The sequence below is a fragment of the Actinoplanes sp. NPDC023936 genome (genome assembly GCF_040639325.1).
Lineage (GTDB): Bacteria > Actinomycetota > Actinomycetes > Mycobacteriales > Micromonosporaceae > Actinoplanes.
This window is the reverse complement of the sequence record NZ_JBEZZR010000004.1, coordinates 209,910-235,799: the sequence shown is the minus strand read 5'-3', so window position 1 is coordinate 235,799 and position 25,890 is coordinate 209,910. Positions and strand designations below refer to the sequence as shown.

The following is a 25,890-nucleotide window of genomic DNA, read 5'->3' as shown; positions in this document are numbered from 1 at the left end:
ACCGTTTCATCGCAGATCAGCGGTCATCTCGTGCAGTTCGGCCAGCCGATCCTCAAGGGTTCGCGGATTTCCCGGCGCGTCCGGCCGCGCGTCCCAGGGCCGCGGACCGGAGAGCGGCCGGTAGTTGACACCGAGAGCGTCGAGCCGGGCCAGGTGCTGCGGAAGGCGGGCCGAGAACTCGGCGAAGTCCCGTTCCGCCGGCCCCCACACCACTTCGGCGAACGCGCACAGCCGGGGAAAGGCCATGTACTCGACGCGGCGCAGCGACTCCATGTGCTCGGTCCAGATGTTCGCCTGCGCGCCGAGCACCAGCGGCGATGCCGGTGGTTCGTAGGAGTGGACGTCGGCGAGGGTGAGCAGGGTGCCGACCGGCGTGGGCTCGTCCGGGTGGTCGGACTGCCGGTAATCCAGGTAGAGCTTGACGTCGGGGCAGGCCACCACCTGGTGACCGGCGCGGATGGCGACCTCGGCCGGCTCGGTGCCGCGCCACGCGGCGACGACCGCATCGGCCGGCGCGCCGCCCGCCATGATCTCGTCCCAGCCGTAGAGGCGGCGTCCCCGGCTCGCCAGGTGCGCGGCCATCTCCGCGGTGAACCGGGCCTGCAGCTCGCGGCCGCCCGGCCATTCGTCGGTCGGGCACTCGTCGCCGCCGATGCCGATCAGCTCGGACGGGAAGACGTCGCAGACGTGGTCGAGCACCTGGCGGCAGAAGTCGAGGGTGGCCGGTTCCAGGTTGAGCACGTGCGACGAGATTCCCCAGGCGGTGCGGACGCCGCCGGCAAAACCATTACCCCATTGCGGGTACGCCGCCACGGCCGCCTGCATGTGCCCCGGCATGTCCACCTCGGGCACCACGGTGATCTGCCGCTGTGCCGCGTAGGCGACGATCTCCCGCAGGTCGTCGGTGGTGTAGTAGCCGCCGTGCGGTCGCCCGTCGTAGCGCTCGTGGATCCGCGAGCCCAGCATGCTCTCCGGCCGCCAGGCGCCGACCGAGGTCAGTCTCGGCCAGCCGGGGATCTCGATGCGCCAGCCTTGATCGTCGGTGAGGTGCAGGTGCAGGACGTTGAGCTTGTGGAAGGCGATCAGGTCCAGGAAACGCAGCACGTCCGGGACGGGCATGAAATGCCGTGCCACGTCGAGCAGGACGCCCCGCCAGGCGAACCGGGGCGCGTCACTGATCTCCACCTGCGGGACGGGAAGCGTGTCCGGGCGCACCCGTCGCAGAGCCGCGGGCGGGAGGAGCTGCCGCAGGGTCTGTGCGCCGTAGAAGACGCCCGCGACGGATCCGCCGGTGATGTCGGCTGTTCCGGTGACGGTGCTCAACACGTACCCCTCAGGGGGGAGAGCCGGGTCGAGACGCAGCCGGAAGGCGCCGCACCCGAGCTCGCCCCGCAGCCAGGCCGCGGTCTCCTCCAGGCCCTCGCCGACGACGGGCGCCGCCGTGCGGTCCAGCGTGATCAGGCGGTCCGAGGCCGACACCGAAGCGGGCAGCGGGATCAATCCTTCACCGCCCCGCCCAGGCCGGCGACGAGGCGGCGGCGGACGACCAGGAAGAAGATCAGCACAGGTACGGTCATCAGCGTCGATGCCGCCATGATCGCCCCCCAGTCGTTCTCGTCGGGTTTGAAGAACACCAGCAGCGCCATCGGCAGTGTCTGATTGTCGGCCTCGCTGATGATGAAGGTACGCGCGAACAGGAAGTCGTTCCACGCGTGGATGAACGAGAAGACGCTGGTGGCGGCGAGTCCCGGCGCGACGAGCGGGAAGAGGATCCGCCACAGCACGGTGAACCGGCCGGCGCCGTCGAGCTGTGCCGCCTCGTCGAGCTCGTCGGGGATCGCCTGGACGAAGCCGCGCAGCATCCAGATCGCGAACGGCAGGGTGAAGGCGGTGTGCACCAGCATCAGCGAGCCGAGCGTGTTCAGCCCGACGCCGGGCACGGCGGTTCCGAGATCGCGCACCAGGAAGAAGAGCGGGATGGTCAGCGCCTCGATCGGCACCATCTGCGCGATCAGGAACGTCACCAGGATCGTGGTGCGGAACCGGAAGTGGAAGCGGGTCAGCGCGACGGCGGCGAGGAACGCGATCAGCCCGGACGCCAGCACCACGACGAGCGCGACGACCACGCTGTTGACCAGGTAACGACCGAAGTCGTTGACCTCCAGCACCCGGCGGAACGCGTCGAGCGACGGGTGCAGGGTCCACGGTTTCTGGTCCAGCGACTGGATCTCGCCGGCCGGTTTCACCGCGGACAGCACCATCCAGTAGATCGGGAAGACGGTGATCAGCGCGATCAGCACCGCCACCGAATCCAGCAGGCGACGACCGGCTCTCATAGCTGCTCCCCCGATCGGCGCAGAGTCCTGAGGTAAAGGAGGGTGACCGCGAGCAGGATCAGCATCATCACCACGCCGATGGCGGCGCCCCGGCTGTACTCACTGGAGGCGAAGGCCTGCTGGTACGCGTACACGTTGAGGGTGAGGTTCTGACCGGCCAGGCCACCGCCCCGGGTCATCACGTAGATCTGGGTGAAGACCTTGAAGTCCCAGATGATCGACTGAATGACCACGATCGCGAGGACCGGGCGCAGGATCGGCACCATGATCCGCCAGAACGTCCGCCATGCGCTGGCGCCGTCCAGCGACGCCGCCTCCAGCACCGACTTCGGGATGGCCTCGATGCCGGCGTACAGCGTCACCATGACGAACGGGAACGACGCCCACACCACCACCGCGCCGACCAGGGCGAACGCGGTGTAGCGGTCGTACATCCAGTTGAAGCCCTCGATCCCGAGCAGCTGGTTGACGAAACCCAGGTCGGTGTCGAAGAGGAACATCCAGGTGGTCGAGCCGGAGACCGCGGGCACCGCCCAGGCCGCCATCGCGGCGACCGAGAGCAGCAGCCGCGGCACCCGGCTGATCCGGGTGAGCAGCACGGCGAGGCCGGCGCCGACCGCCAGCGTGGCGATCACGCAGGCGGCAGCGAACACCACAGTGGCGCCGAGAACCGACCAGAACCGCGGGTCGGAGAAGAGCTCGGTGTAGTTCTCGGCGCCGACGAAGCTCGTCGGCTGCCCGCCGCTGACCTGCGCCTGGGTGAAGTCGAGCACCGAGAGCAGGCCGAGCTGGTACATCGGGTAGAGGAAGAGGCCCCCGAGCACCACCGCGGCCGGCAGAAGCAGCCACAGTGGCGCCCGGGTCTTGACGGACTTCACTTGGTGAGAGCCTCGTCGATCTGCTTCGCCGCCTCGTCGGTGGCCTGGTCCACGGTGGCCTTGCCGGTGGCGACCTTCTCGATCATCGTGGGCAGCACCGCGGAGGCGTCGATCTTGCCCCAGCCCGGGTTCAGCGGGACGAACTTCGTGCCGGCGGCGATGGTGTCGATGAACGGCTTCACGAACGCGTCCTTCGCGGCGATCTCGTCGCTCGCGGACTTCAGCGTCGGCAGGTTGCCCATCGCGTCGTACATCTTCGCCTGGTACTTCTTGCCGGCCAGCAGGGTGAGGAAGTCGGCGGCCAGGGCCGGGCGCTGGGCGTTCTTCATGATGCCGAGGTTGTTGCCGCCGGCGAAGGCGGGCGCCACCGATCCGGCCGTGACGCCGGGCAGCGGGACGACGGCGTACTTGCCCTTGGCGGCGCCGGCCTCGACGGCGGCCCGGTTGAAGTTGCCGATGATGCCCATCGCGGCCTTGCCGCTGGCGAAGAGGTCGACGGTCTTGCCGCCGGTCAGGTCCGCGCAGTTCTGCGGCGGGCAGTTGTCCTCGGCGATCAGATCGGTGTAGCTCTTCAAGCCCTGCCGGGCGGCGGCCGAGTTGATCTCGGTCAGTTCGCCGCCGTTGGCCCAGACGAACGGCATGGCGCCGTACGTGTACTTGCCGCCGACCGCGATGCCGAACATCTCCGGCTTCTTCGCCCGGATCGTCTTGGCGGTCGTCGTCAGCTCGGCCAGGGTCGCCGGCGGCTTGAGGCCGAGCTCGGAGAAGACGTCGGTGCGGTAGTAGAGGGCCCGGACGCCCACGTACCACGGCACGCCGAGCAGGGTGCCCTCGTACGTGGCGCTGGCCTTGGCGTCGGCGGACAGGTCGGCGCCCTCGGACCAGCCCTGGAGCGTCGGTCCCAGGTCGGCCAGGCCACCGGCGGCCGCGTACTCGGGCAGGTCGGTGTTGCCGTACTCCACGACGTCCGGCGCGCTGGCCGGGTCGTTGAACGCGCCCTTGAACCGCTCGCTACGGGTGTCCACCGCGATGTACTGGATCTCGACGCTGGTGTCCGGGTGCGACGCCGTGAACTCGGCGATCGCCTCGTTGACGACGGCCTCCTTCGGCGCGCGGTTCGGCTCGTCGAAGAGCCACACCTTGAGGGCGCCGGTCTTCGGTCCCCCGTCGGGGGCGGTCTCGGCGGGTGCGGAGGTGGAAGGGGCGCAGGCGGTCACGGTCAACGCGAGGGCGGCGGCCACAGCAAGGCGTAGTCTCATCAACACTCCAGACGAACCAGGTTCGTTAATAGTTCGTTTCGATGGGCCATAGCCTGCGGGCTGACCAGGCTCTCGTCAACCCTCGAATTGTCGTTTTAACGCGGGAAACATGATGGTGACTTGACCACGGGGCTACGGTCCAGCACGCTACGACCACCAATTACGAACCATTTGAGGACGGGGGCGAGATGGTGATCGGACTGGTCGTGCACGCCGGCCATCGAGCACGGTTCGCCGACGCGGCGAGCACGCTCACCGGCGTCGAGTTCGTGTGGGCGGTCTACCAGCACGAGGACGAGATCCGCGATCTCGTCGCCGGGCTGCTGCGCGAGCACCGCCCGGACGGCCTGCTCCTCGGCCTGGTCCCGTACGCCCGGGCCCGCGACCTGATCCCGGCCGACCTGCCGTTCTCGGTCACCCGCTCGGCGGCCCTCGACCTGGCGCTGGCCTGGGCCCGGGCCCGCGGCAACGGCTGGCCGGCCACGCCGGTCAGCATCGACACCTTCGCGACCGAGACGGTCGACGAGGTGGCTGCCGCCCTCGGCCTGGACCGCACCGCGATCGCCACCTGCCCGTTCGATCCCGACCAGCCGGTCGCCGACGTGGTCGCGTTCCACCGCGACCAGCTGGCCCGCACCGGCGCGCCGTACGTGATAAGCGTCCGGATGGGCGTCGCCGCCGCGCTGGACGGGCAGACCGCCGTGCTGCACGCCCTCGCGACGCCCGGCACGATCCGGGCCGACCTGCACGAGCTGGCCCTGCGGATCCGCAACAAACGCGCCGACGGCCAGCGGTTCGCGGCCGGGCTCTTCGTGCTCGCGACCCCTGACGATCGCGCCCGGGTGGGACTGCAGCACCTGCTGCTGAACACCCCCGAGTTCGCCGACGCCTGGATCGACCAGCGTGGCCCCCGCGGCGTCCTGGTCTTCGCGCCCGCCTCGCTCTTCGAGACGGTAACCCACCAGTGGGTGGGGCTGCCGGTGCTCGCCGAGGCCCGCGACACGCTCGGCGTCCGGGCCGTCGCCGGGTTCGGCATCGGCGCGTCCGCACGGCTCAGCGTGACCCTCGCCGAACGCGCCGCCGCCCGGGCCCAGCAGGACGCCGACCCCGGCGCCTACCTCTTCACCGGCGACGGGATGACGATCGGGCCGATGGGCGCGTCAGCGGTGCCGCTCACCTATACCTACCGGGAACACGGCGGCATCGAGGACCTGGCCGGCCGGGCCGGGCTCAGCGCCGCCACCCTGTCCCGCCTCGCCGCGGTCGAGCGTGGGCTGGAGGGCCGCGCGCTCTCGCCCAGTGAGCTGGCCCGCGCGCTCGGCATCACCGATCCCAGCGGCAGGCGCCTGATCCGCAAGCTGACCAGCGCGGATCTGGTGATCGAGACCGGCAGCGCCCAGGAGCACCGCAAGGGCCGGCCGACCCGCCTCTACCGCCTGGCGATCACCCGAGCGCTGGAGTCCGCCGCGGCTCCGGCGTCCGCTTCTGCGGGGTCCGCGTCTCCGGCGTCCGCTTCTGCGGGGTCCGTGGGATGACGTGGGATCTGCTGCTGCGCGGCGGCTCGTCCGGGGACATCGCGATCACCGGCGGGCGGATCGCCGCGATCGGCGACCTGACCGGCGACGCCCGGCAGGTGGTCGACGTGACGGGCTGCCTGGTCACCCCGGGGCTGATCGACGTGCACACCCACGTCGGGCCGGGTTACTGGGGCATCGACCCGGATCCGATCGCCTGGTGCTCCGGCGTCACCACCTGGGTCGACGCCGGCTCCGCGGGGGCGTACACGGTGAGCGGCCTGCGCCGCGTCGCCGACACCGCCGCCGTCCGGGTCCGCGCCCTGCTCAACGTCTCCGCTGTCGGCCTCGCCGGGCGCACCGGCGAGAGCCGTGACCTGGCCAACTGCGACGTCGCGCTGGCGACCGACGCCATCCAGGCGAACCGCGACCTCTTCCACGGCATCAAGGTGCGCATCGACAGCGAGACCGTGGGCGCCAACGGGGTCGAGCCGCTGCGCCGCGGTCTCGCCGCCGCGGAGGCCTGCGGCGTGCCCGTGATGGTCCACATCGGCACCGCGCCGCCCTCGCTCGACGAGGTGCTCGACCTGCTCCGCCCCGGCGACATCGTGACGCACTGCGCGAGCGGCATCGCGGCGCCGCTCGGCCCGGCGGTGCGCGCGGCCGCCGCCCGCGGGGTGCTGCTCGACATCGGGCACGGCTCGGGCGGGTTCGCGTTCGACGTCCTGGAAGCGCAGCTCGACGCGGGACTGCGCCCGTACACGATCTCCACCGACCTGCACGCGCGCTCGCTGCACGGCCCGGTCTTCGACCTGCCCACCACGATGGCGAAACTGCTCGCCTGCGGCGTCGCCCTGCCCGACGTGGTCGCGGCGGTCACCACGCATCCGGCCCGGGCGCTGGGCCTCTCCTGCTCCCTCGAGGTGGGTGCTCCGGCCGACATCGCGATCTTCGAGGTACGGGCGGAGCCGCTCCCGGTCGTCGACGCCCACCGCCAGGTCCGGGTCTCCCCCGTACGCCTCGTCAACCGGGCCACCTACGTCGCCGGCCGGCTGCTCCCGCCGCGCCTGCCGGAGCCGCCCGCACCCTGGATCCCGCTCACCGACGCGCAGCGGTCGGCGCTGGCCGACCGCTCGCAAGCCATCCGTGACCTGCTCACCACCCCGCTGGTCGGGGTGGACGGGCTGGCCGAACAGTTCCCACGAAGGAGTTTCTGATGCCCAAGCGCGCTGTGATCACCGACAAGGCGGCGCCCGCCGGTGGCCCGTACTCGCACGCCGTCGTCGCCGGCGACACCATCTACCTGGCCGGTGCGGTTCCGGCGCTGCCCGACGGCACCTGGGTGACCGGGAGTTTCGCGGAGCAGGCGCACGCGGCGTTCCGCAACCTGGCGACGGTGGCCGAGGCCGCGGGGTCGAGCCTGGACCAGGCCGTGCGGGTCGGCGTCTACCTGCGCGACTTCGGCGACTTCCCGGAGATGAACGAGATCTACAAGCAGTACATCAAGGGCGACAACCTCCCGGTACGCACGACACTGCCGGTGCCGCTGGTCGGCTTCGACATCGAGATCGACGCGATCCTCTACACCGGCGCCTGACGCCCCCGCTCCGCCTCGCGCCCGGCCGCGCCCGCCCCGATCTTGGCGAATGACCGCCGCACGTCATTGCACGTCATCGCACAGGTTGCCAAGATCGGGGTGGGCGACGGGTAGCGACGGATGTAACTGGGTAGGGGAATCCCCATGCCTCAGCCCGGAGAGTTGCTCGGTGGCCGCTACCGGCTCGACGACCGGATAGCCGCAGGCGGCATGGGAGACGTCTGGCGAGCCACGGACACCGTCCTCGATCGGCCCGTCGCCGTGAAGACGCTGCTGGCCGGATACGCCGGTGACGAGTCGTTCCGGAGCCGGTTCCACCACGAAGCGCGGGCCATGGCGGCGCTGCGGCACGCGGGCGTCGTCCCGGTCTACGACTTCGGTGACACCGGTGACGGCTCCTACCTCGTGATGGCCCGCGTCGACGGCCAGCCGCTGAACCGGCGGATCGCCGAACGCGGTGCGCTGAGCCCGGCCGAGACCATGTCGATCGTGGCGCAGGCCGCGCGCGCCCTGGCCGCCGCGCACGACACCGGGATCGTGCACCGCGACGTCAAACCCGGCAACCTGATCATCGAACCGGACGGCACTGTCGTCCTCGTCGACTTCGGGGTCGCCCGCTCGGCGCAGTCGGTCACCCTCACCGGCGCGCGGGAGGTGGTGGGCACCGCCCTGTACATCGCCCCGGAGCAGGTGTCGAAGCAGGTCACCGGCCCGGCCGCCGACGTGTACGCGCTGGGCGTCGTCGCCTACCACTGCCTCGCCGGCCGTCCACCGTTCCTCGGCGACAACCCGCTCGCCATCGCGTTGCAGCACGTGACCGACGAGCCGCCGCCGCTGCCCGGCAGCGTTCCCGCCCCGGTGCGCGACCTGATCGCCACGGCGCTGGCGAAGGATCCGGCCGCCCGGTTCCCCTCGGCGTCCGCCATGGCGGACGCGGCGGACCAGGCCCTGACCGCCACCGGCCTCTCGGCAACGGCGGCGGGCAGCGCCGACACCGTCCGATTCGCGGCCGGAGCCGCCGGAGCAGGCGCGGGTATGACGCCGCTCGCCGATACCGCTGTGGCACAGACCCCGGCCTGGACCCCGCCGCCGGGCACCACCACGCCCGCCGAGGCCACCGGGAGCACCGGCAAGCGGCGGAACCTCGTACTCCTCTCCGCCCTGCTGGCGGCCCTTGTCGGCGCCGGAACCCTGATCGCCGTGGCCGACCCGTTCGGTTTCTTCCCCGCGACGGCCCCCGCGTCCACCGAGCCCGCGCCCCAGGAATCGGCGAGCAAGCCCGGCGCCCCGAAGAAGAACCGGAACGACACCGGCGAGAACGCGACAAACAGCGACACGGACCAGCGGACGAAGTCCACCGAGAGCCCGGCGCCCCGCGAGGAACGGAAAACCACGGCGCCCGCCGCGCCCGCGACCACGCCACCGGAGACCACCGGGCCCGAAACGACCGAAGCCACCACACCGACCGCAGACCCGACAACCGAGCCCACCCAGCCCACCGAGCAGGAGACCACCGCGAATCCGACCGGCAACCCCGGCGGAAACGGCAACGGCAACGGAAACGGGAGTGGCAACGGCAACGGAAACGGGAACGGAAACGGCGATGACGACGGGAGTAACGCGGAAAACGAGCAGGAGACCGAATAGTGACGGTATAACTGTGCTGACTCTGTGCGGCGGTCGGTAGTATCACCAGCTTCAGACCGCAGGCCGGGTCGGCGTTTGCGGGGCGATTCGAAGGCAGGACATGTCGGTCATCCACGGCTCCGGTGTCAGCTCACGCGGTTCTCACACCTCGGCGCCGGCTCAGAGATCCCGCCCGCACCTCGGCTTCCGGCCGGACATCGAGGGCATGCGGGCGATCGCGGTGACCCTCGTGGTCCTGTCGCACGCCGGCGTCGCGTCACTGGCCGGCGGATACGTGGGCGTCGACGTCTTCTTCGTGATCTCCGGCTTCCTGATCACCACACTGCTCCTCAAGGAGCTGGACCGCACCGGCACCGTCTCGCTGACCAGCTTCTACGCGCGCCGGGCGGTGCGCCTGCTGCCGGCCTCAGCGGTGGTCCTGGTCGCCACGCTGGCCGGCGCCTGGCTCTGGCTGCCGTCGACCCGGTTCCATTCGATCAGCCTGGACGCGCTCTACACCACGTTCTACGGCATCAACTGGCGCCTGGCCGGCGAGGGCGTGCAGTACCTGAACGCCGACGCCGCGCCCTCGCCCCTGCAGCACTTCTGGTCACTGGCCGTCGAGGAGCAGTTCTACCTGGTCTGGCCCCTGCTCATGCTGGTCTACGCCGCGGTTTGGATGCGCCGCCGCCGCGCGCAGCCCCGGGTCACGATCCCGGCCCAGCGCAACGGCAGCTTCGCGGAGAGCAAGCCCGCCGGCGCGACCCCGGACACCAACCCTTCCCGGGTACGGGTGAAGCACGTCCCGCTGACCGTGGTGCTCGCGGTGATCGCCGTGATCTCGCTGGCCGCCAGCATCACCCAGACCGAGTCGGCGGCGCCGTGGGCCTACTTCGGCGCGCACACCCGCGCCTGGGAGCTGGCGATCGGCGCGCTCGTGGCGGTCGCCGCCTCCCGGCTCGCCGGCCTGCCCGGCCGGTTCGCCGCCGTGCTGACCTGGCTCGGCATGGCCGCCGTGATCTGCTCGGCGTTCCTCTACGGCGAGCACACCGCGTTCCCCGGTTCGGCCGCCCTGCTCCCGGTCCTCGGTTCCGCGGCGATCATCGCGGCCGGCTGCGCCGCACCGGCGGGCGGCGCCGCGGTGGTGCTGCGCACCCGGCCGTTCCAGCTGATCGGGCGGTACTCCTACAGCTGGTACCTGTGGCACTGGCCGGTGCTGATGATCGGTCCCGCGGCGCTCGGCCGGGAGCCGTCGCTGAAACTGGGGCTGGCGCTCGCCGCCGGGTCGCTGCTGCTCGCCGTCGCGTCGTACCACCTGGTGGAGGACCCGGTCCGGAACCGTCCGTGGATCAAGGCGCGGGCCCGTCGGGGCCTGGCCGTCGGGCTGGCGCTGACCGCTGTGACGGCCGGGCTCGCCCTGACGGCCGGCCGGCTCACCCCGTCCGTGGCGACCGGTGACGCGGTCGCGGAGACGAGCGACCAGCTCGCCGGCGCGTCCGATCGGCAGGCGGAGCTGCGGACCCTGCTGGCCCAGGCAGCGAAGCAGCGGACGCTGCCGGCGAACCTGCGCCCGGCTCCGGCGAACGCCGCGAAGGACCAGCCGGTGATCTACCGGGACCACTGTCACCTCGACTATCCGTTCGTCACCGCGGACAACCCCTGTGTGTACGGCGACCCGGCCGGCACCGACGAGATCTTCCTGCTCGGCGACTCGCACGCCGCTCACTGGTTCCCGGCGGCCGACGCGATCGCCCGGGAGCGCGGCCTGAAGCTGTACTCCCGTACCAAGGCCGCCTGTCAGGCGCCGTCGGTGCTGGTCTTCAACGGCGTGCTGAAGCGGCCCTACCAGGAGTGCGCGGAGTTCCGGGAGCGGGCTCTCGACGAGATCGCCGAGCGGCGCCCGAAATTCGTGATCATGTCCTCGAACGGGGGCGACAGCGGCGGCCTGGTCTCACCGGACGGCAAGCCGCTGGACCGCGGGCCGGACCGGGACCAGCTCTGGGTGGACGCCTGGACGCAGACGATCGACCGGATCAAGAAGGCCGGCGCCACGCCCGTGCTGCTGCTCGACACGCCGTGGCCGGCCGGCTCGACGCCGGAGTGCGTGGTGACCCACCCGGACGAGGTGAACCGGTGCGCCCGCCCGGCGCGGGAGGCGTTCGTCGAGCCCGGCCGCCGCAAGCTGGTCGCGGCGGCCGCCGAGGCGCGGGGCACCACCGTGATCGACACCCGGGACTGGTTCTGCACCGCGAAGGTGTGCCCGGCGATCGTCGGCAACCTCATGGTGTGGAAGGACAGCAGCCACATCAGCACCGGGTACGCCGAGATGCTCGCGCCGCTGCTGAACGAACGCATGCCGAAGTGACCGGCCGTTGAGCTCCGCGCCCTGAGCCCGCGATCCGCCGGGGAAACGAGTCAGACCCGGGATTTCGGGCAACCGGACGACGATCATCGGGTTCGGACGGCGAACGTCCGAACCCGCGGGAAACACGTCCGAAACTTCCAGCTGCGAGCATTCCGGGGCGCGATCAGGAGGTCCCTTTGTTCCTCAGCCAGCACGAGCAGGAAAGACTGCTCATCCACGTGGCGGCCGACGTCGCCCGGCGCCGCCGCGAACGGGGTCTGCGGCTCAACTATCCCGAAGCCACCGCGATCATCACCGCGTTCCTGCTGGAAGGGGCGCGCGACGGCCGTACCGTCGCCGAGCTGATGGACGCCGGGCGCCGGGTGCTGACCCGGGACGACGTTCTGGACGGGGTGCCCGAGATGCTCGCCGAGGTGCAGGTCGAGGCGACCTTCCCGGACGGCACCAAGCTCGTCACGGTGCACGGGCCGATCTCATGACGGGTCCCCGCGAGATCCTGCCCGGCGAGATCCTGTACGGCGACGGCGACATCGAGATCAACGCGGGCCGCCCGACCCTCGCGCTGACCGTGCGCAACACCGGTGACCGGCCGGTCCAGGTCGGATCGCACTTCCACTTCGCCGAGTCCAACGCGGCCCTGGAATTCGACCGGGACGCGGCCTGGGGTCACCGCCTCGGCGTGCCGGCCGGCACCTCGGTGCGGTTCGAGCCGGGCATCCCGCGCGACGTCACGCTGGTGGCCCTGGCCGGCCGGCGCATCGTCCCCGGACTGCGCGGCCTGGCCGGCGGTCCCCTCGACGCCGAGGCGCCGCCGCCGGAACCCGATCCGTCCGACATCGAGCCGGCCGGTTCCCTCGACGAGGACACCGGCGAGAGCCAGGACGACGGCGGCACCGGGAGCCCTCGATGACAGCACGGGAGAACACCCGGACGCGGAGCGGAGAGCCGGCATGACCTCACTGAACCGCAGCCGGTACGCCGCCCTCTACGGGCCCACCGCCGGTGACCGGATCCGGCTCGCGGACACCAACCTGCTGATCGAGATCGAGGAGGACCGCAGCGCCGGGCCGCAGCCCGGCGACGAGGTCGTCTTCGGCGGCGGCAAGGTGATCCGTGAGTCGATGGGCCAGTCCCGCGCCACCCGCGCCGAGGGCACCCCGGACACCGTGATCACCGGCGTGGTCGTCCTCGATCACTGGGGCATCGTCAAGGCGGACGTGGGCATCCGCGACGGGCGGATCGTGGCGATCGGCAAGGCCGGCAACCCGGACACCATGGACGGGATCCACCCCGACCTGGTGATCGGCGCCAGCACCGAGATCATCGCGGGCAACGGCAAGATCCTCACGGCCGGCGCGATCGACAGCCATGTGCACCTGATCAGCCCGACCATCCTGGACACCGCGCTCGCGTCCGGCATCACCACGATCATCGGCGGCGGCACCGGGCCGGCCGAGGGCACCAAGGCGACCACCGTCACGCCGAACGCCTGGCACCTGGCCCGGATGCTGGAGTCGCTGGACACCTGGCCGATCAACGTGCTGCTGCTCGGCAAGGGCAACACGATGTCCGCCGAGTCGATGTGGGAGCAGCTGCGCGGCGGCGCCGGCGGTTTCAAGCTGCACGAGGACTGGGGCACCACGCCGGCCGCGATCGACGCCTGCCTGACCGTGGCGGACGCCTCCGGCGTGCAGATCGCCATCCACACCGACACGCTGAACGAGGCCGGCTTCGTCGAGGAGACGCTGCGGGCCATCGCCGGGCGGTCGATCCACGCCTACCACACCGAGGGCGCCGGCGGCGGGCACGCGCCGGACATCATCACCGTCGCGTCCCACCCGAACATCCTGCCCTCGTCGACGAACCCGACCCGGCCGTACACCCGCAACACGCTCAGCGAGCACCTCGACATGCTGATGGTCTGCCACCACCTGAACTCGGCCGTGCCGGAGGACCTGGCGTTCGCCGAGAGCCGGATCCGGCCGTCCACCATGGCCGCCGAGGACTACCTGCACGACCTCGGGGCGATCTCGATGATCGGCTCGGACTCGCAGGCGATGGGCCGGGTCGGTGAGGTGATCACGCGTACCTGGCAGACCGCGCACGTCATGAAGGCGCGCGTCGGCGCCCTCCCGGGCGACGGCGCGGCCGACAACAACCGGGCGAAACGGTACGTCGCGAAGTACACCCTCTGCCCGGCCGTCGCTCACGGCATGGCCGAGCAGGTCGGTTCGGTCGAGCCCGGGAAACTGGCCGACCTGGTGCTGTGGGACCCGGCCTTCTTCGGGGTGCGCCCGTCGCTCGTGATCAAGGGCGGCATGATCGCGTACGCGCAGATGGGCGACGCGAACGCCTCCATCCCGACACCGCAGCCGATGCTGCCCCGGCCGATGTTCGGCTCCTACGGCGTCGTGCCGTCGCAGACGTCAGTGGCGTTCGTCGCCCCGGCGGCCATCGACGCGCTGCTCTCCGACCGGATCGGGGTGAAGCGGGCGCTCGTCCCGGTGGCCGACACCCGGTCCGTGGGCAAGGCCGACATGGTGCACAACGACGCGATGCCGCGGATCGAGGTCAGCGCGGACACGTTCGAGGTGCGGATCGACGGCCAGGTCATCGAGCCCGACCCGGTGTCCGAACTGCCGATGGCCCAGCGGTACTTCCTGTTCTGACATGAGCCTGGCAACGTTGCTGCTGCTCGCGGACGGGCGGCTGCCCTCCGGAGGCCATGCCCACTCGGGCGGGCTGGAGGCCCAGGTCGCGGCGGGACGGATCACCGACGTCACCGGGCTGGACGGGTTCCTCCGGGGCCGGCTCGCCACCGGAGGCCTGGTGGCCGCGGCGTTCGCGGCCGCCGCCTGCGCCGATGTGAGCCGCTGCGCCGAACTCGACGACGGCCTCGACGCGCGGACACCCTCACCAGCGCTGCGCAAGGCGTCCCGGGCGCAGGGTCGCGCCCTGCTGCGGGCCGGGCGGGCGATGTGGCCGCTGTCCGGCGCGATCGGCAGGGACCCTCATCAGCCGGTGGCGCTGGGCGTTCTGGCGTCGGCTGCCGGGCTGACGCCCGGCGAGGCCGCGGTCGCCGCGGCGCACGGCACGATCACCGGTCCGGCCAGCGCGGCGGTCCGGCTCCTCGGACTTGATCCGTACGGGGTACACGCCCTCCTTGCCCGCCTGACATCTGACTGTGACCGGATCGCGGCGCTGGCCGCGGCCCGGCACCACGACGCGGTCGACGACCTGCCGGCCGCGGGAGCTCCACTGCTCGACATCGGCGCCGAGCACCACGCCACCTGGGAGGTGCGTCTCTTTGCGTCCTGAAACCCCACACCTGAGCCCGGAACCGCACGAACACGGCCCCGATGAGGTTCCGCACACGCATCCCGAAGCGGGCGTCGACCCGCACGAGCCGCTCGCCGGGGGTGCCCGCGCGCTGCGGATCGGGATCGGCGGCCCGGTCGGCTCGGGCAAGACCGCGCTCGTCGCCGCCCTCTGCCGGGCGCTCGGCGCCCAGATGCGGCTGGCGGTCGTCACCAACGACATCTACACGACCGAGGACGCGGACTTCCTGCTGCGCAACGGGGTGCTGCCGGCCGAGCGGATCCGCGCGGTGGAGACCGGCTGCTGCCCGCACACCGCGATCCGGGACGACATCTCGGCGAACCTGGACGCCGTCGAGGATCTCGAGGAGAAACTCGGCCCGCTCGACCTGGTGCTGGTGGAGAGCGGCGGGGACAACCTGACCGCGACGTTCAGCAAGGGCCTGATCGACCAGCAGATCTTCGTGGTCGACGTGTCCGGCGGGGACAAGGTGCCGCGCAAGGGCGGTCCCGGCGTCACCACGTCCGACCTGCTCGTGATCAACAAGACGGACCTGGCGCCGCTGGTCGGCGCGGACCTGTCGGTGATGGAACGCGACGCGGGCGCCCGGCGCGGCGAGCTGCCGACCGTGTTCCTGTCCCTGGCGCAGGACAAGCAGGCCACCCCCGTGGCGGACTGGATCCGCTCGCTGGTGGCCGCGCGTGTCTGACGCCGCCGCCACCTCGCCCGCCGCTCCCACCTCGCCGGTGGCGGCGGCGGTGGCGGGTGGCTGATGCGGGCTGAGGCGCGGGTCGTCGCGTGCTCCGACGGGGGTGGCGGGACGCGGCTCGCTGTTCTGCGGGGGGAGTCGCCGCTGCTGCTGCGCCGGACCGGGCCCCGGACCGGCGCCGGGGTCACCGTGCACCTCGTGGGGGGCGCGGCGGGCCCACTGCGCGGGGACGAGCTCCGGCTGGAGATCGAGGTCGGGCCGGGGGCGTGGCTGGAGTTCCGCAGCGTGGCGGCCTCGCTCGCGCTGCCGGGCCGGTCGTTCCTGCCCGCCTCGCGGCTCACCGTCACGGCCGCCGTCGCGCCCGGCGGGACACTGCGGTACCTCCCGGAGCCGCTGATCGCGGCCGCCGGATGTGACCATGTGGCGAGCACCCGGGTCGACGTCGCCGAGGGTGGTTCGCTGCTGTGGCGCGACGATCTGGTCTGCGGGCGGCATCGTGAGGAGTCCGGGGACGTCCGGGCCGACATGACCGTGCGGTACGGCGGGACGACCGTCTATCGCCACGAGCTGTCGGTCGGCCCGAATGCGCCGGGGTGGTCGGGAGCTGCCGTCCTCGGCGAGGGCCGCGCCATCGGAACCGTCGTGGCAGTGGGCCCGGGAAGCGGATCCACGGGCAGCGGCTCTGTGGGGCCGGGCGGCGGCTCTGCGGGGCCGGGCGGCGGCTCTGCGGGGCCGGGCGGCGGGCCCGGCGACGCCGGCACGTCCGCGGGCCGGGGCGGAGGCGGCGACGCTGCCGTCATGCCGCTGGCTCGGGGCGGGGTGCTGGTCAGCGCCGTCGGGGCGGACACTCGTCAGGTGGCGGCCGCCCTGGATCCCTGGTGCGCCGGCGAGAGCCCGCGTGCGGAGCGGGACGACCCGCGGCCTGCGTCGCACCGATAGCGAAAGTCGCCGGACGGCCGTGCGCGGGCACACGGCCGCGGTGTAGTCCGGGGACTCTTCGACGTCCGTACCGGGGAAATCGACGTCCGTACCGGGGAAATCGACGTCCGTACCGGGGAAAGAAGCGTGAGAGAACCGGCTGGAGCGACCGGACGCCGCTCCAGCCGGTGCGAGCTCAGGCAGCGACAGCGATCGGGACGCCGTGGCTGTCGGTGAGCGCGAGCCGCGTGTGCAGGCTGCCCTGTTGCGCCACCTTCGCGAAGTACTCGGTGCGGCGGCGCTGCAGACAGCCTTTGCGGGTGCGCGGCCCGCCGGCCGCGACGGTGAGGAGTTCCGGCGCGAGCGAGCTGTTCAGGCCCTCGCGCAGCAGGCGTAGCGCCTCCGTGCGCAGCTGCGAGATCCGGGATTCGGTGACGCCGAGCCGGGCCGCCACCTCGCTGAGCGGTTGTTCCTGCAAGAAGGATTCCTGCACGACCTGGCGCAGCCGTTCGGGAAGCGCCTGGATGGCCTGGTGCAGATAGCCGAGCCGTTCCCGCTTCAGCAACAGATCCTCCGGGCCCTCAGATGTCTCCGGCACCATCTCCTCGGCCGCGCCCGTCGGGAAGCCCTGAAGGCTGAGCAGCGAGGCCTTCTGTACGTCGTCCTCGACGCTGGCGAGTTCGGTGACACCGATGCCGAGCACCTCGGCGACCTCGGCGTCGCTCGGCGTGCGGCCCAGCGCGGCGGTGAGCTCCTGCCGTGCGGTGGCCGCCTTGCGCGCCCGGGCCCGCACGGATCGGCTGGCCCAGTCCTGCCCGCGCAGCTCGTCCAGCAGCGCGCCGCGGATCCGGACCGCGGCGAAGCGATGGAACGGGATGCCACGGGTCACGTCGAACGAGCGGGCGGCTCCCAGCAGCGCCGCGAACCCGGCTGAGGAGAGGTCATCTGAGTGGACATGGCCGGGTACCCGGTTGAGCAGTTCCCGGACCAGATGGCCAACCATCGGCATGTTTTCGCGGATCAGGTCCTCGATGTCGCGCGCCGAGGGCGCGTCGTGGGTGACGCCGATGGTGGCGGGGAGTTCGGTCGTGGTGGTCACGTAGTCCTCCTCGCTTGTACGAACCGGCTGATGAACACCGGCTGACGAGAAGAACCATGGCGGCCGCAGGGTGCAGCGGAGCCCGAACTCGGTTGCTTTTATGGAGTTTTTTCATGAAAAACCTCAGAAGCGAGGCGTGAAACAGCGAACCCCTCCCACCCGTACCAGGTGGAAGGGGTTGGTGTGACTCGATGGGTCAGTGCAGCACCGAAACGCGCGGCACCAGCATCTCCGTGAGCTCGGAGCGGACCCACTCCATCCGGCGCACCGCGACGTCCGGATGGTCACCGAACTCTGACGCGACGCCGGCCGCGCAGCCGTCACTGCCGTGCCGCAGGATCATCGTCGTGATGGCGTCCTCCACCGTTTCCCGGCTGGGACACTCGGACGGCTGCAAGCACGAGACGAACAGCGCCTCGGCGGCCAGTTCCCTGACTGTGCTGATCATGTCGATCTCCTGTGTCGACGACCTGCTTGAATCCGGTTCAACACTCGCAAGCCCATCTTCCTCACGAGTGCGACGCCGGCCGGCAGCCACGCCGTGCGAAAGTGTCGCGATCCGGGGCGAAAAGCCCGGAGCAGAAGCGCCTGTCGGTATCACCTTCACGGTAACGCGGTGGTCGGCTGCTCGGCCTCCGGTTTTCCGCTGACTGTTCGTGTCACTCCGAGGTCACCGGGTCCGGGCAGGGCTCGTCCTCGGCCTCCGCGTCGCACGGATTGTCGATGCCGGTGCCGGGCTCGGGCGGCGGCGACGAAGGGCTCGGCGACGGGCTGGGCGGCTTGTCGGACGTCTCCGACTCGCTCGGATGCACCGGGAGCGACGGCGGCACCGGCGACGACGGGACGTTGTCACTGGGATCCGTTGTGGCCGGTTTGGACCCGCTGGCGCTGGGCACTGGCTTGACCGGAACGGTGGTCCTGGACGGCTTCGACGCCGTCGGGCTGATGTGCACGTTGCCGCCGGGGTCGATCGAGATGCCCGGCGCAGGCTTGGTGGTCGGGTCGCCGAAACGCACCCGGCCGTCGGCGAGGTGCACGACCGGGCGGGACGGCTGGCCCGGCTCGGCCGACACGTACGCCTCGCACTTCGACCCGTTCAGCTTGAAGACCATCGGCGCCGCGTTGCTCTCGGTGTAGCGACCGGTGATCTGCAGGGTGACGGTTTTCTGGGCGGCCAGCGCGCCCACCGACGAGACAGTGACCGCGCGGTCCTGCTGGGTCAGCACGGTCTTGCCGTTGCCGGAGACGGTCTGGTCACCGTTCATCAGGAACCAGAGGTCCCACTCACGCACCGGGGCGTCGGCCCGGTTGGCGAGGGTGACCTGGGCCTTGAACCGGTGGTCGTCGTCGGACCAGACGGCGTAGCTGACCACGCAGGTGGCGGCGACGGGCACCACGCTCGGCCGCGGCGCGGCGGGCGCGCCGGCCGCTTCCGGTCTCTCCTCGCCGATCGCGGACCAGCCGTAGACGAGAGCGGAGAGCAGCGCGACAGTGCCGACGACCACCAGGGCGCGGCGGGCACGCACCTGGTTCCGGCTGTGACCGGGACGGGCCGGCGGCACGGCGGACGCCGGGCCGCGGGCGCCGGGCCGCAACGGCGGCGCCGACCCGGGCTTGGCCGGTTCCGTGACGGCCGACCCGACGACCGGGTGCACCGCGTTCGGATCGGTCGGGCCACCGGCGGCAGCGGCGGCCGGGCCGAAACCCGCGTACGGATAACCGGACGGCAGGATGAAGGTGTCCTCACCGTCCGCCCAGTGCGCCTCGAACCCGGAGCTGACCGGCGGCGCCCCCGCGGCGAGGCCGGCCAGCACGTGGGCCACCTCGGCGGTCGGCGGCCGGTCCTCGGGCCGTTTCTCCAGGCAGCGGGCGATCAGCGCCTCGATTGCCGGTGGCAGCCCGTCGACGGGTGGCAGCGGCTCGGGCTCGACGTACTGATGGGCGCGGAGCAGCGCGGTGGTCGTGCCGACGTCCCACGGCAGCTGGCCGATCAGCATCCGGTAGACCAGCAGGCCCACCGCGTAGACGTCGGTGGCCGGGCTGACCTGGCCGCCCTCCAGCCGCTCGGGCGCGAGGTAGGCCGGGGTGCCCATCAGGCTGCCGTCCGGGTCCACGTCGTTCTCGCCGATCAGGGCGGAGATGCCGAAGTCGACCACCTTGGCGCCGGACGGAGTCAGCATCACGTTGGCCGGGGTGACGTCGCGGTGCACGATGCCGCGCGCGTGTGCCGAGGCGAGAGCGGCCGCGACCTCGGCGCTGATCCGCACGGCGGTGGGCCACTGCAGCGTCCGGACCCGGGCCAGGACGGCGGCCAGCGACTCGCCGTCGACGAGCTCCATCACGACGTAGGGCACCGGCTCACCGTCGACGGTGGTGGCCTCGCCGTAGTCGTACACATTGGTGATGTGCGGATGCGTGAGCCGCGCCGCGGCCTGAGCCTCCGCACGCAACCGGCGCCGGAACGAGGGGTCGGTGCTGGTGGACGGCGGCAGGACCTTGACCGCGACCTGCCTGCCGAGAACTTCGTCGAACCCTCGCCACACCACTGACATCCCGCCGGCACCGAGGCGCTCGACCAGTCGATATCGACCGGCGAGCAGCCCGGAGCCGGGCAGGTCCGTCGTGCTCATGTGCCCCCACATGCGCGCTTCGAGATAACACCGGGCCGCACCGCCATGCCGCCTGGTGCCGGGCGGGTCGAGCCCACCATCGGACCCTGAGCATCCCCCATCGGCGGCGAGGATGTTAGTCCCCATCCGTCCCCAGTTCGGCCTGCCACAAGGCGATCTAGCAGGCACTCGTCACGGTCAGTGGGTACCGGGCCGCCGCTCGTGGGCGGGCGGGATCGGCGCTGCGGCACCGGGTATGCACACAGCGCCACGACTACGCAGAGGGAATGCCCGCTTGGTCGGAACTTGCAGTTTCAACGATCCGAGTGTCCACGTCGGAGAGTGTGACCATCAGTCAATGTCTCGCTACGCAGAGAGATCTACTCTGTCCGAGATCTGTCATCCACCTCATCCACGCGTCCGGGTCGCGGTGAGGCTCCGGACCACCGCCGGAACAGCCCCCGGCGCCGCCGCCGAGGGCAGCGTCAGCACCGGCGTCCCGCCCGCCGGCACCGCGCCGAGACCGGCCAGGAACGCCCGCGCCGGCGCCCACTTCTCGTAGATCACCAGAACCACCTCGCCCGGCGCGGCCAGAGCCAGCGCCTTCGTGATCGCGTCCCGGCAGCCGTCGGCACGCACCGCTCGCAGCTGCGGACGGCGGGCCCGCATCTCCCGCTCCACCAGATCGGTGACCTCGCCCGGCCGGCGGCCCCGCGGATCCTCGTCCTCGTAGAGCACCACCCGGGTCAGCCCGTCCGCGAGCACCTGCGCCGACGCCGCCAGCAGGTCCTCCCGGCGGTCCCCGGGCAGCGTCACCGCGGCCACGCAGCGCTCGGCGCCCCAGAGCCGGTGCAGCGTCCGCAGGGTCGCCGCGAGAGCCGCCGGATTGTGCCCGTAGTCCACGAACACCGACACCTCGCCGACCCGCAGCAACGTGCCCCGGCCCGGGTTCTCCACACTCGGGTCGAACTCGCCGAGCCGGTCCACCAGGGCCTCCGGGCGGGCGCCGAGAGCCCGTGCGGCAGCGATCGCGGCGAGCGTGTTCGCGGCCACGTGCAGGGCCGCGCCGCCGAGCGCGCCGGGCACCTCGGCGAGCCGGATCAGGGGCGTACGCCGGGCGCCCGTGGCCTGCACCAGCCAGCCGTCGTGCAGCACGTACGCGGTCGCGCCCCGGCCCAGATGCTCGGTCAGCACCGGGTTCTCCGGGTCCAGGCCGAACCAGACGAGACGTTTGCGGTCGGCCCGTACCCGTGGGCGGTCCGCGATGCTGCGCACCCACGGGTCGTCGGCGTTGAGGACGAGCGTGCCGCCGTCACGAACCCGCTCGGCGACCACCGACTTCAGGTGCGCCAGGTCCTCGATGGAGCCGAGCCCGTCCTGTCCGAGGTGGTCGGCCGTGATGTTGGTGATCACACCGACGTCGGTCCAGTCGTATCCCAGCCCGCGCCGCAGCAGCCCGCCCCGCGCGGTCTCCAGGACGGCCGCCTCCACGTGCGGGTCGCCGAGGACCATCTGCGCCGAGCGGGGACCCGTCGCGTCGGCCACCAGCACGGTCCGCCCGTCGATCGCCACCCCGTCGGTCGCGGCCGTGCCGACCCGCATCCCGTTGCCGCTGAGCAGGTGCGCGGTGAGCTTGGTGACCGAGGTCTTGCCGTTCGTCCCGGTGACCGCGACAGTCGGGATCCGCCCGTCCGACCCGCCCGGGAACATGGCCCGCACGATCGCGCCGCCGACGTCCCGGGCCCGGCCGTGCACCGGGGACAGGTGCATCCGCAGGCCGGGCGCGGCGTTCACCTCGATCACCCCGGCACGTACCCGGTCCGGGTCGGCGAGCGGCGGCAGCGGCGCCGCGATGTCCGGCAGCCGCAGGTCGATCCCGGCGATGTCCAGCCCGGTCAGGCCGGCCACCCGCTGGCACACCCGGGTCACGTCCGGGTGCACCTGGTCGGTGACGTCCCGGCTGGTGCCGCCGGTGGAGAGGTTCGCGGTGTCCCGCAGCCAGACCGTCGCCCCGTCGGCCGGCACGCTCCCCGGCGTGTGCCCCTGCCGCCACAGCACCCGCTCGGCGTTCTCGTCCAGCTCGATCCGGGTCAGCGCCCGGCAGTGCCCGGGACCCCGCCGCGGGTCCGCGTTGGCCGCCGTGACCAGCTCGGTCACGGTGGCCCGGCCGTCGCCGACCACGTGCGCCGCGACCCGCTCGGCGGCGGCCACCACCTCGCCGGCGACCACCAGCACCCGGTAGTCCCGGCCGGCCAGCTGCCGCTCCACCACCACGTCCCCGCCCGCCTCGGCGAACGCCCGCTCCACCTCGTCCGGCGCGCTCAGGTTGAGCGCCACCCGCTGCCCCTGCGCGCCACGACGCGGCTTGACCACCACCGGCGCGCCCAGCTCGCCGAGGAGCGCCACCGCCTCCGCCGGCGTACCCGCGGTGCCGCCCGGCGCCACCGGGACGCCCGCCTCGCCGAGCAGCCGCCGGGTCACGTGCTTGTCGCCGGCGATGTCCACGCCGATGCCGCTGGTCCGGTCGGTCATCGCGGCCCAGACCAGGCGGCGCCGGGTCCCCCAGCCGAGGCGGAGCAGGCTGAGGTCGTCGAAACGTTCCACCGGGATGCCCCGGCGACGGGCCGCCTCGATGATCGACCGGGTGCTCGGGCCGGCTGCCTCCCGCTCGGCCAGGACGGCGAGGTCGGCGAGACGCTGCCCCAGAAGCCCGCCTCGCTGCCCGGCTGCGCCACCGGAGGGACCCTGACCCACGTGCACCGGCGACGGCCCGCCGTGCACCGCGAGGACCAGGTCGATCGCCGCTTCGAACAACTCACCGGGTACGCGCGAGCCCGGCGACTCGTCCACCGGGCACTCCACGATCACGTCGTACACGCCGGGCTCACCGGCTCCGACGGTCCGGCCGAAGTTCACATCCCGGCCGATCAGCTGGGACAACTCCAGGCAGACGTGCTCGGTGACATGGCCGAAGTAGGTACCGTTGCGCAGCCGGCTGACGAACCCGCCCGGAGCGCCGGCCGCGCAGTGGTGCTCGGCCAGGCCGGGCAGCGATCTCAGCAGCCGCTCGGTGAACCCGGTGACGTCGGTCGTCTCCAGCCCGGCGAGCTCCTCCAGACGCAGCCGGGCCACGACCGCGGGACGCGAGAGGTAGACGTTGGGGCCGCGCAGGCGGCGCAGAAACTCGATCTTCATGCGGCTCGTTCCCGTTCTGCGACGGGCGTGCCGGCGACCGGTCGGCGGCCCGGAAGGTGGAAGGTGTATCCGGCGGGCAGCACGTGAATCGTGGCCCCGGCCAGCGCGATCGGCCCGGTCGGCGGGACCTGGATGTCGGTGGCGGCGCCGGCGTCCACCACCGTGACCGCGCCACTGCCGAGCACTTCGAAACAGTCGCCCTCGGTCAGGATCGCGGTATCCTCGTCGATGCCGAGGCCGAGCTCGTGCGGGTACCGCGCGACCGCGCTGAGCAGCCGGTTCAGCCGCCCCCGCTCGGCGAAGTGCTGATCGATCAGCACCCCCGGCAGGAACTCCAGCCCCGGCCCGGTGCGCACGCTGCTCGCGGTGATCCGCTGACTCTCCCCACCGGTGATCATCGTGGCCGACATCATCGCGGCGCCGGCGCTGGTACCGGCCAGAATCAGGTCGCCCTCGCTCACCAGCTCCTGCAGCAGCGAATCGGTCGCCGTACCGCCGATCACGCTGGTGATCCGCTCCTGGTCACCGCCGGTGAAGAAGACCCCCGTCGCCCCGCGCAGCACCGGCTCGACCCCCGGCGCGTTCGCGTCGGCACGCGTGACGATCCGCAGCGCCCGCACACTCCCGGCGCCGGACATCTGCGCCGTGTAGGCGGCAGCGGCCGCATCCGGTTCCGCACTGGCGGTCGCGATCACCACGATCCGTGCGGTCGCTCCCCCGGCCAGCTCCACGAACCGCGCGAGCAGCCCCGGTCCCGCGGCCCCGCCCATGATGAGCAGGCGGCCGTGGTGCGGATCGACGCTGCCGTTCACCGCTCCTCCTCGACGCGGGCCCGCACAGTCCGGCACAGCCGGAGCGAGCCACCATCGAGGCTAATCGGAACAAAACCGAAACATCCGCCTAATCAGATTTGTCGGGTAAACCGGATTGCGCTGTCACCGCGCATCCGCGCCCCAGATCTTGGCGAGTTATGACCGCTCTGGTGGCCTGCACTGGCGGCCGCCAACTCGCCTGGATCGCGCCGAAGTGGGGCGAGGGCGGCGTTCGGCTCAGCGTTCGGGAGTCGCCGCCGGCCGATGCCATGATCGCCACTCGGCGTGCCGGCATCCGGGGTAAAGGCGGCGCTTCGCGGAAAGGCGTGGACGCTCCGGGCCCCGCAGAATGACGCAAAGCCGCAGCGCTCCACGGTCGGCGGTTACCCCGCGTGACGCGGGGCCGGGACGCCGGGACGCAGGGACGCAGGCGCGGCGGGCGGACCGGCACAGCGAGCGGATCCGCACAGCGAGCGGGCCGCTCGGCATGCGATCCGGCACAGCGGGCGGACCGGCGCGCCTGCGTACGCGGCGCTGGGCTTCTCAGGCCGCAGGGATCTCGAAGAGGAGGCAGCTCGACGTCGCGTGCGCCACCAACCGGCCGGCGGCGTCCACCAGGCGGGCCTCGGCCAGGGCGGTTCGGCGGCCCCTCTGCAGGACCGCTCCGGTGCAGGTCAAGCGGCCGGAGTCGACGGTCACGGCGCGGAGGAACTTCACGTTCAGGTCCATGCTCGTGTACCCCACCCCGGCCGGCAGGGTGCTGTGCACGGAACACGCGGCGGCGGTGTCGAGCAGCGTCGAGATGACGCCGCCGTGCACGGTGCCGAGCGGGTTGTAGTGGAACTCCTGCGGGTCGAGCGTGATCGTGACGCTTCCCTCTTCGGCGTGCAGGCCGGCCGCGTCGATCAGGTTCATGATGGGCGGGGGCGGCAGTTCGCCGGCGGCCATCGCCTGGAGGATCTCCATGCCGCTGCGCCGGCCCAGCTGGCTGGCGTGTTCGGCGGGGTCGGACCAGCCGAAGGTACGGGTCCGGAGCGTGGCGGGATCCTGGGTCTGCGTCATGGATTCAGGCTGGCATCGGCTTGCTGCGTCTGTCAACGAGACCTAGCGTTGGCGGCATGGTCGGACATGTCACACCCCCCGAAGTACCCCGGGACGAAGCGGCACCGAAAGAGAAACCAGCCGCCCTCGACTGGTCCGTCGACAACTGCACGCTGGCCCGCGCCATGGAAATCCTGGGCGAGAAGTGGACAGTCGTCGTGCTGCGGGAGGTCTTCAACGGCGTGTGGCGGTTCGACGACATGCGGGTGCGCACCGGCATCCCCCGGCAGGTGCTGACGAACCGTCTCGCCGCGCTGGTCGGGCACGGTGTGCTGCGGCGCGAGCCCTATCGGGAGCCGGGCGCGCGGGTCCGCCACGAGTACCGGCTGACCGAGAAGGGCTTCGATCTGTACCCGATGCTGATCGCCGTCGCCGAGTGGGGCAACCGCTATCTGGCCGACCCGGAGGGACCGCCGATCCGCTACGCGCACCGGGACTGCGGCGCGGAGATCCGGGTCGAGATGCGCTGCGCCGGCGGTCACGAGGTGTCCGACAACCGCGCCGTGCTGCCCCAGCCGGGACCTGGAGCACATCGCCGCTCGTGACCGGCGCGG

22 protein-coding genes are annotated in these 25,890 nt (G+C 72.0%); 12 read left to right on the top strand and 10 right to left on the bottom strand.

Going from position 1 to position 25,890, the window contains the following annotated elements; genetic code table 11:
• Nucleotides 1-6: 6 nt before the first annotated feature.
• The 4 genes from AB0F72_RS07340 to AB0F72_RS07325 are packed head-to-tail and all read right to left on the bottom strand — an operon-like array spanning nucleotide 7 to nucleotide 4,473.
• The gene (locus tag AB0F72_RS07340; protein WP_360426645.1) at nucleotides 7-1,500 is read right to left on the bottom strand and encodes a beta-N-acetylhexosaminidase; all 1,494 of its coding nucleotides are present in this window, start codon (nucleotides 1,498-1,500) and stop codon (nucleotides 7-9) included.
• Nucleotides 1,497-2,336, bottom strand: coding sequence for a carbohydrate ABC transporter permease (locus AB0F72_RS07335; protein WP_360426642.1), 840 nt, complete (start codon nucleotides 2,334-2,336; stop codon nucleotides 1,497-1,499). The genes AB0F72_RS07340 and AB0F72_RS07335 overlap by 4 nt, the downstream gene beginning before the upstream one ends.
• On the bottom strand, nucleotides 2,333-3,214 hold the full coding sequence (locus AB0F72_RS07330) for a sugar ABC transporter permease (RefSeq protein WP_360426639.1): 882 nt from the start codon (nucleotides 3,212-3,214) through the stop codon (nucleotides 2,333-2,335). The genes AB0F72_RS07335 and AB0F72_RS07330 overlap by 4 nt, the downstream gene beginning before the upstream one ends.
• Complete coding sequence (locus tag AB0F72_RS07325; protein ID WP_360426636.1) at nucleotides 3,211-4,473, bottom strand: extracellular solute-binding protein; 1,263 nt, start codon at nucleotides 4,471-4,473, stop codon at nucleotides 3,211-3,213. The genes AB0F72_RS07330 and AB0F72_RS07325 overlap by 4 nt, the downstream gene beginning before the upstream one ends.
• Before the next feature lie 188 nt (nucleotides 4,474-4,661).
• On the opposite strand from AB0F72_RS07325, the gene AB0F72_RS07320 reads away from it, so the two are divergent.
• From AB0F72_RS07320 to AB0F72_RS07270, 11 genes are all read left to right on the top strand, one after another.
• On the top strand, nucleotides 4,662-6,008 hold the full coding sequence (locus tag AB0F72_RS07320; protein ID WP_360426633.1) for a helix-turn-helix domain-containing protein: 1,347 nt from the start codon (nucleotides 4,662-4,664) through the stop codon (nucleotides 6,006-6,008).
• The gene (locus AB0F72_RS07315) at nucleotides 6,005-7,204 is read left to right on the top strand and encodes an amidohydrolase/deacetylase family metallohydrolase (protein ID WP_360426631.1); all 1,200 of its coding nucleotides are present in this window, start codon (nucleotides 6,005-6,007) and stop codon (nucleotides 7,202-7,204) included. Before AB0F72_RS07320 ends, AB0F72_RS07315 begins: the two co-directional genes overlap by 4 nt.
• Nucleotides 7,204-7,584 carry a RidA family protein gene (locus tag AB0F72_RS07310; protein ID WP_360426628.1) on the top strand — a complete coding sequence of 127 codons (381 nt, stop codon included), beginning with the start codon at nucleotides 7,204-7,206 and terminating at the stop codon, nucleotides 7,582-7,584. Before AB0F72_RS07315 ends, AB0F72_RS07310 begins: the two co-directional genes overlap by 1 nt.
• Before the next feature lie 144 nt (nucleotides 7,585-7,728).
• Nucleotides 7,729-9,231 carry a serine/threonine-protein kinase gene (locus AB0F72_RS07305; protein ID WP_360426624.1) on the top strand — a complete coding sequence of 501 codons (1,503 nt, stop codon included), beginning with the start codon at nucleotides 7,729-7,731 and terminating at the stop codon, nucleotides 9,229-9,231.
• A 100-nt stretch (nucleotides 9,232-9,331) separates the two neighbouring features.
• A complete protein-coding gene (locus AB0F72_RS07300; RefSeq protein WP_360426621.1) occupies nucleotides 9,332-11,575 on the top strand; it encodes an acyltransferase family protein in 2,244 nt (747 codons plus the stop codon).
• A 176-nt stretch (nucleotides 11,576-11,751) separates the two neighbouring features.
• Entirely contained in the window at nucleotides 11,752-12,054 is a 303-nt protein-coding gene (locus tag AB0F72_RS07295) for an urease subunit gamma (RefSeq protein ID WP_208470219.1), read from the top strand.
• Nucleotides 12,051-12,485 carry an urease subunit beta gene (locus AB0F72_RS07290; RefSeq protein WP_360426618.1) on the top strand — a complete coding sequence of 145 codons (435 nt, stop codon included), beginning with the start codon at nucleotides 12,051-12,053 and terminating at the stop codon, nucleotides 12,483-12,485. The genes AB0F72_RS07295 and AB0F72_RS07290 overlap by 4 nt, the downstream gene beginning before the upstream one ends.
• Nucleotides 12,486-12,525: 40 nt before the next feature.
• On the top strand, nucleotides 12,526-14,244 hold the full coding sequence (locus AB0F72_RS07285) for an urease subunit alpha (protein WP_360426615.1): 1,719 nt from the start codon (nucleotides 12,526-12,528) through the stop codon (nucleotides 14,242-14,244).
• A gap of 1 nt (nucleotide 14,245) precedes the next feature.
• On the top strand, nucleotides 14,246-14,893 hold the full coding sequence (locus AB0F72_RS07280) for an urease accessory UreF family protein (RefSeq protein WP_360426612.1): 648 nt from the start codon (nucleotides 14,246-14,248) through the stop codon (nucleotides 14,891-14,893).
• Complete coding sequence (gene ureG / locus AB0F72_RS07275) at nucleotides 14,883-15,602, top strand: urease accessory protein UreG (protein ID WP_360426609.1); 720 nt, start codon at nucleotides 14,883-14,885, stop codon at nucleotides 15,600-15,602. Before AB0F72_RS07280 ends, ureG begins: the two co-directional genes overlap by 11 nt.
• Before the next feature lie 63 nt (nucleotides 15,603-15,665).
• Nucleotides 15,666-16,541, top strand: coding sequence for an urease accessory protein UreD (locus tag AB0F72_RS07270; protein ID WP_360426606.1), 876 nt, complete (start codon nucleotides 15,666-15,668; stop codon nucleotides 16,539-16,541).
• A gap of 175 nt (nucleotides 16,542-16,716) precedes the next feature.
• Here the strand turns inward: AB0F72_RS07270 and AB0F72_RS07265 are convergent, their stop codons facing one another.
• The 6 genes from AB0F72_RS07265 to AB0F72_RS07240 form a co-directional block, all read right to left on the bottom strand.
• On the bottom strand, nucleotides 16,717-17,619 hold the full coding sequence (locus AB0F72_RS07265) for a sigma-70 family RNA polymerase sigma factor (protein ID WP_014446369.1): 903 nt from the start codon (nucleotides 17,617-17,619) through the stop codon (nucleotides 16,717-16,719).
• Nucleotides 17,620-17,815: 196 nt separating this feature from the next.
• Nucleotides 17,816-18,067 carry a hypothetical protein gene (locus tag AB0F72_RS07260; protein ID WP_014446370.1) on the bottom strand — a complete coding sequence of 84 codons (252 nt, stop codon included), beginning with the start codon at nucleotides 18,065-18,067 and terminating at the stop codon, nucleotides 17,816-17,818.
• 211 nt (nucleotides 18,068-18,278) lie between these two features.
• Nucleotides 18,279-20,249: a serine/threonine-protein kinase gene (locus AB0F72_RS07255; protein WP_360426601.1), complete on the bottom strand. Its 1,971-nt coding sequence runs from the start codon at nucleotides 20,247-20,249 to the stop codon at nucleotides 18,279-18,281.
• A 387-nt stretch (nucleotides 20,250-20,636) separates the two neighbouring features.
• A complete protein-coding gene (cphA, locus tag AB0F72_RS07250; RefSeq protein ID WP_360426598.1) occupies nucleotides 20,637-23,423 on the bottom strand; it encodes a cyanophycin synthetase in 2,787 nt (928 codons plus the stop codon).
• Nucleotides 23,420-24,235 (bottom strand): cyanophycinase, encoded by an 816-nt coding sequence (locus tag AB0F72_RS07245; RefSeq protein ID WP_360426595.1) that lies wholly within the window; start codon nucleotides 24,233-24,235, stop codon nucleotides 23,420-23,422. The genes cphA and AB0F72_RS07245 overlap by 4 nt, the downstream gene beginning before the upstream one ends.
• A 543-nt stretch (nucleotides 24,236-24,778) precedes the next feature.
• Complete coding sequence (locus AB0F72_RS07240; protein ID WP_360426592.1) at nucleotides 24,779-25,297, bottom strand: PaaI family thioesterase; 519 nt, start codon at nucleotides 25,295-25,297, stop codon at nucleotides 24,779-24,781.
• Between the two features lie 56 nt (nucleotides 25,298-25,353).
• On the opposite strand from AB0F72_RS07240, the gene AB0F72_RS07235 reads away from it, so the two are divergent.
• Nucleotides 25,354-25,881 (top strand): helix-turn-helix domain-containing protein, encoded by a 528-nt coding sequence (locus tag AB0F72_RS07235; RefSeq protein WP_360426589.1) that lies wholly within the window; start codon nucleotides 25,354-25,356, stop codon nucleotides 25,879-25,881.
• The last annotated feature ends 9 nt before the right edge of the window (nucleotides 25,882-25,890 follow it).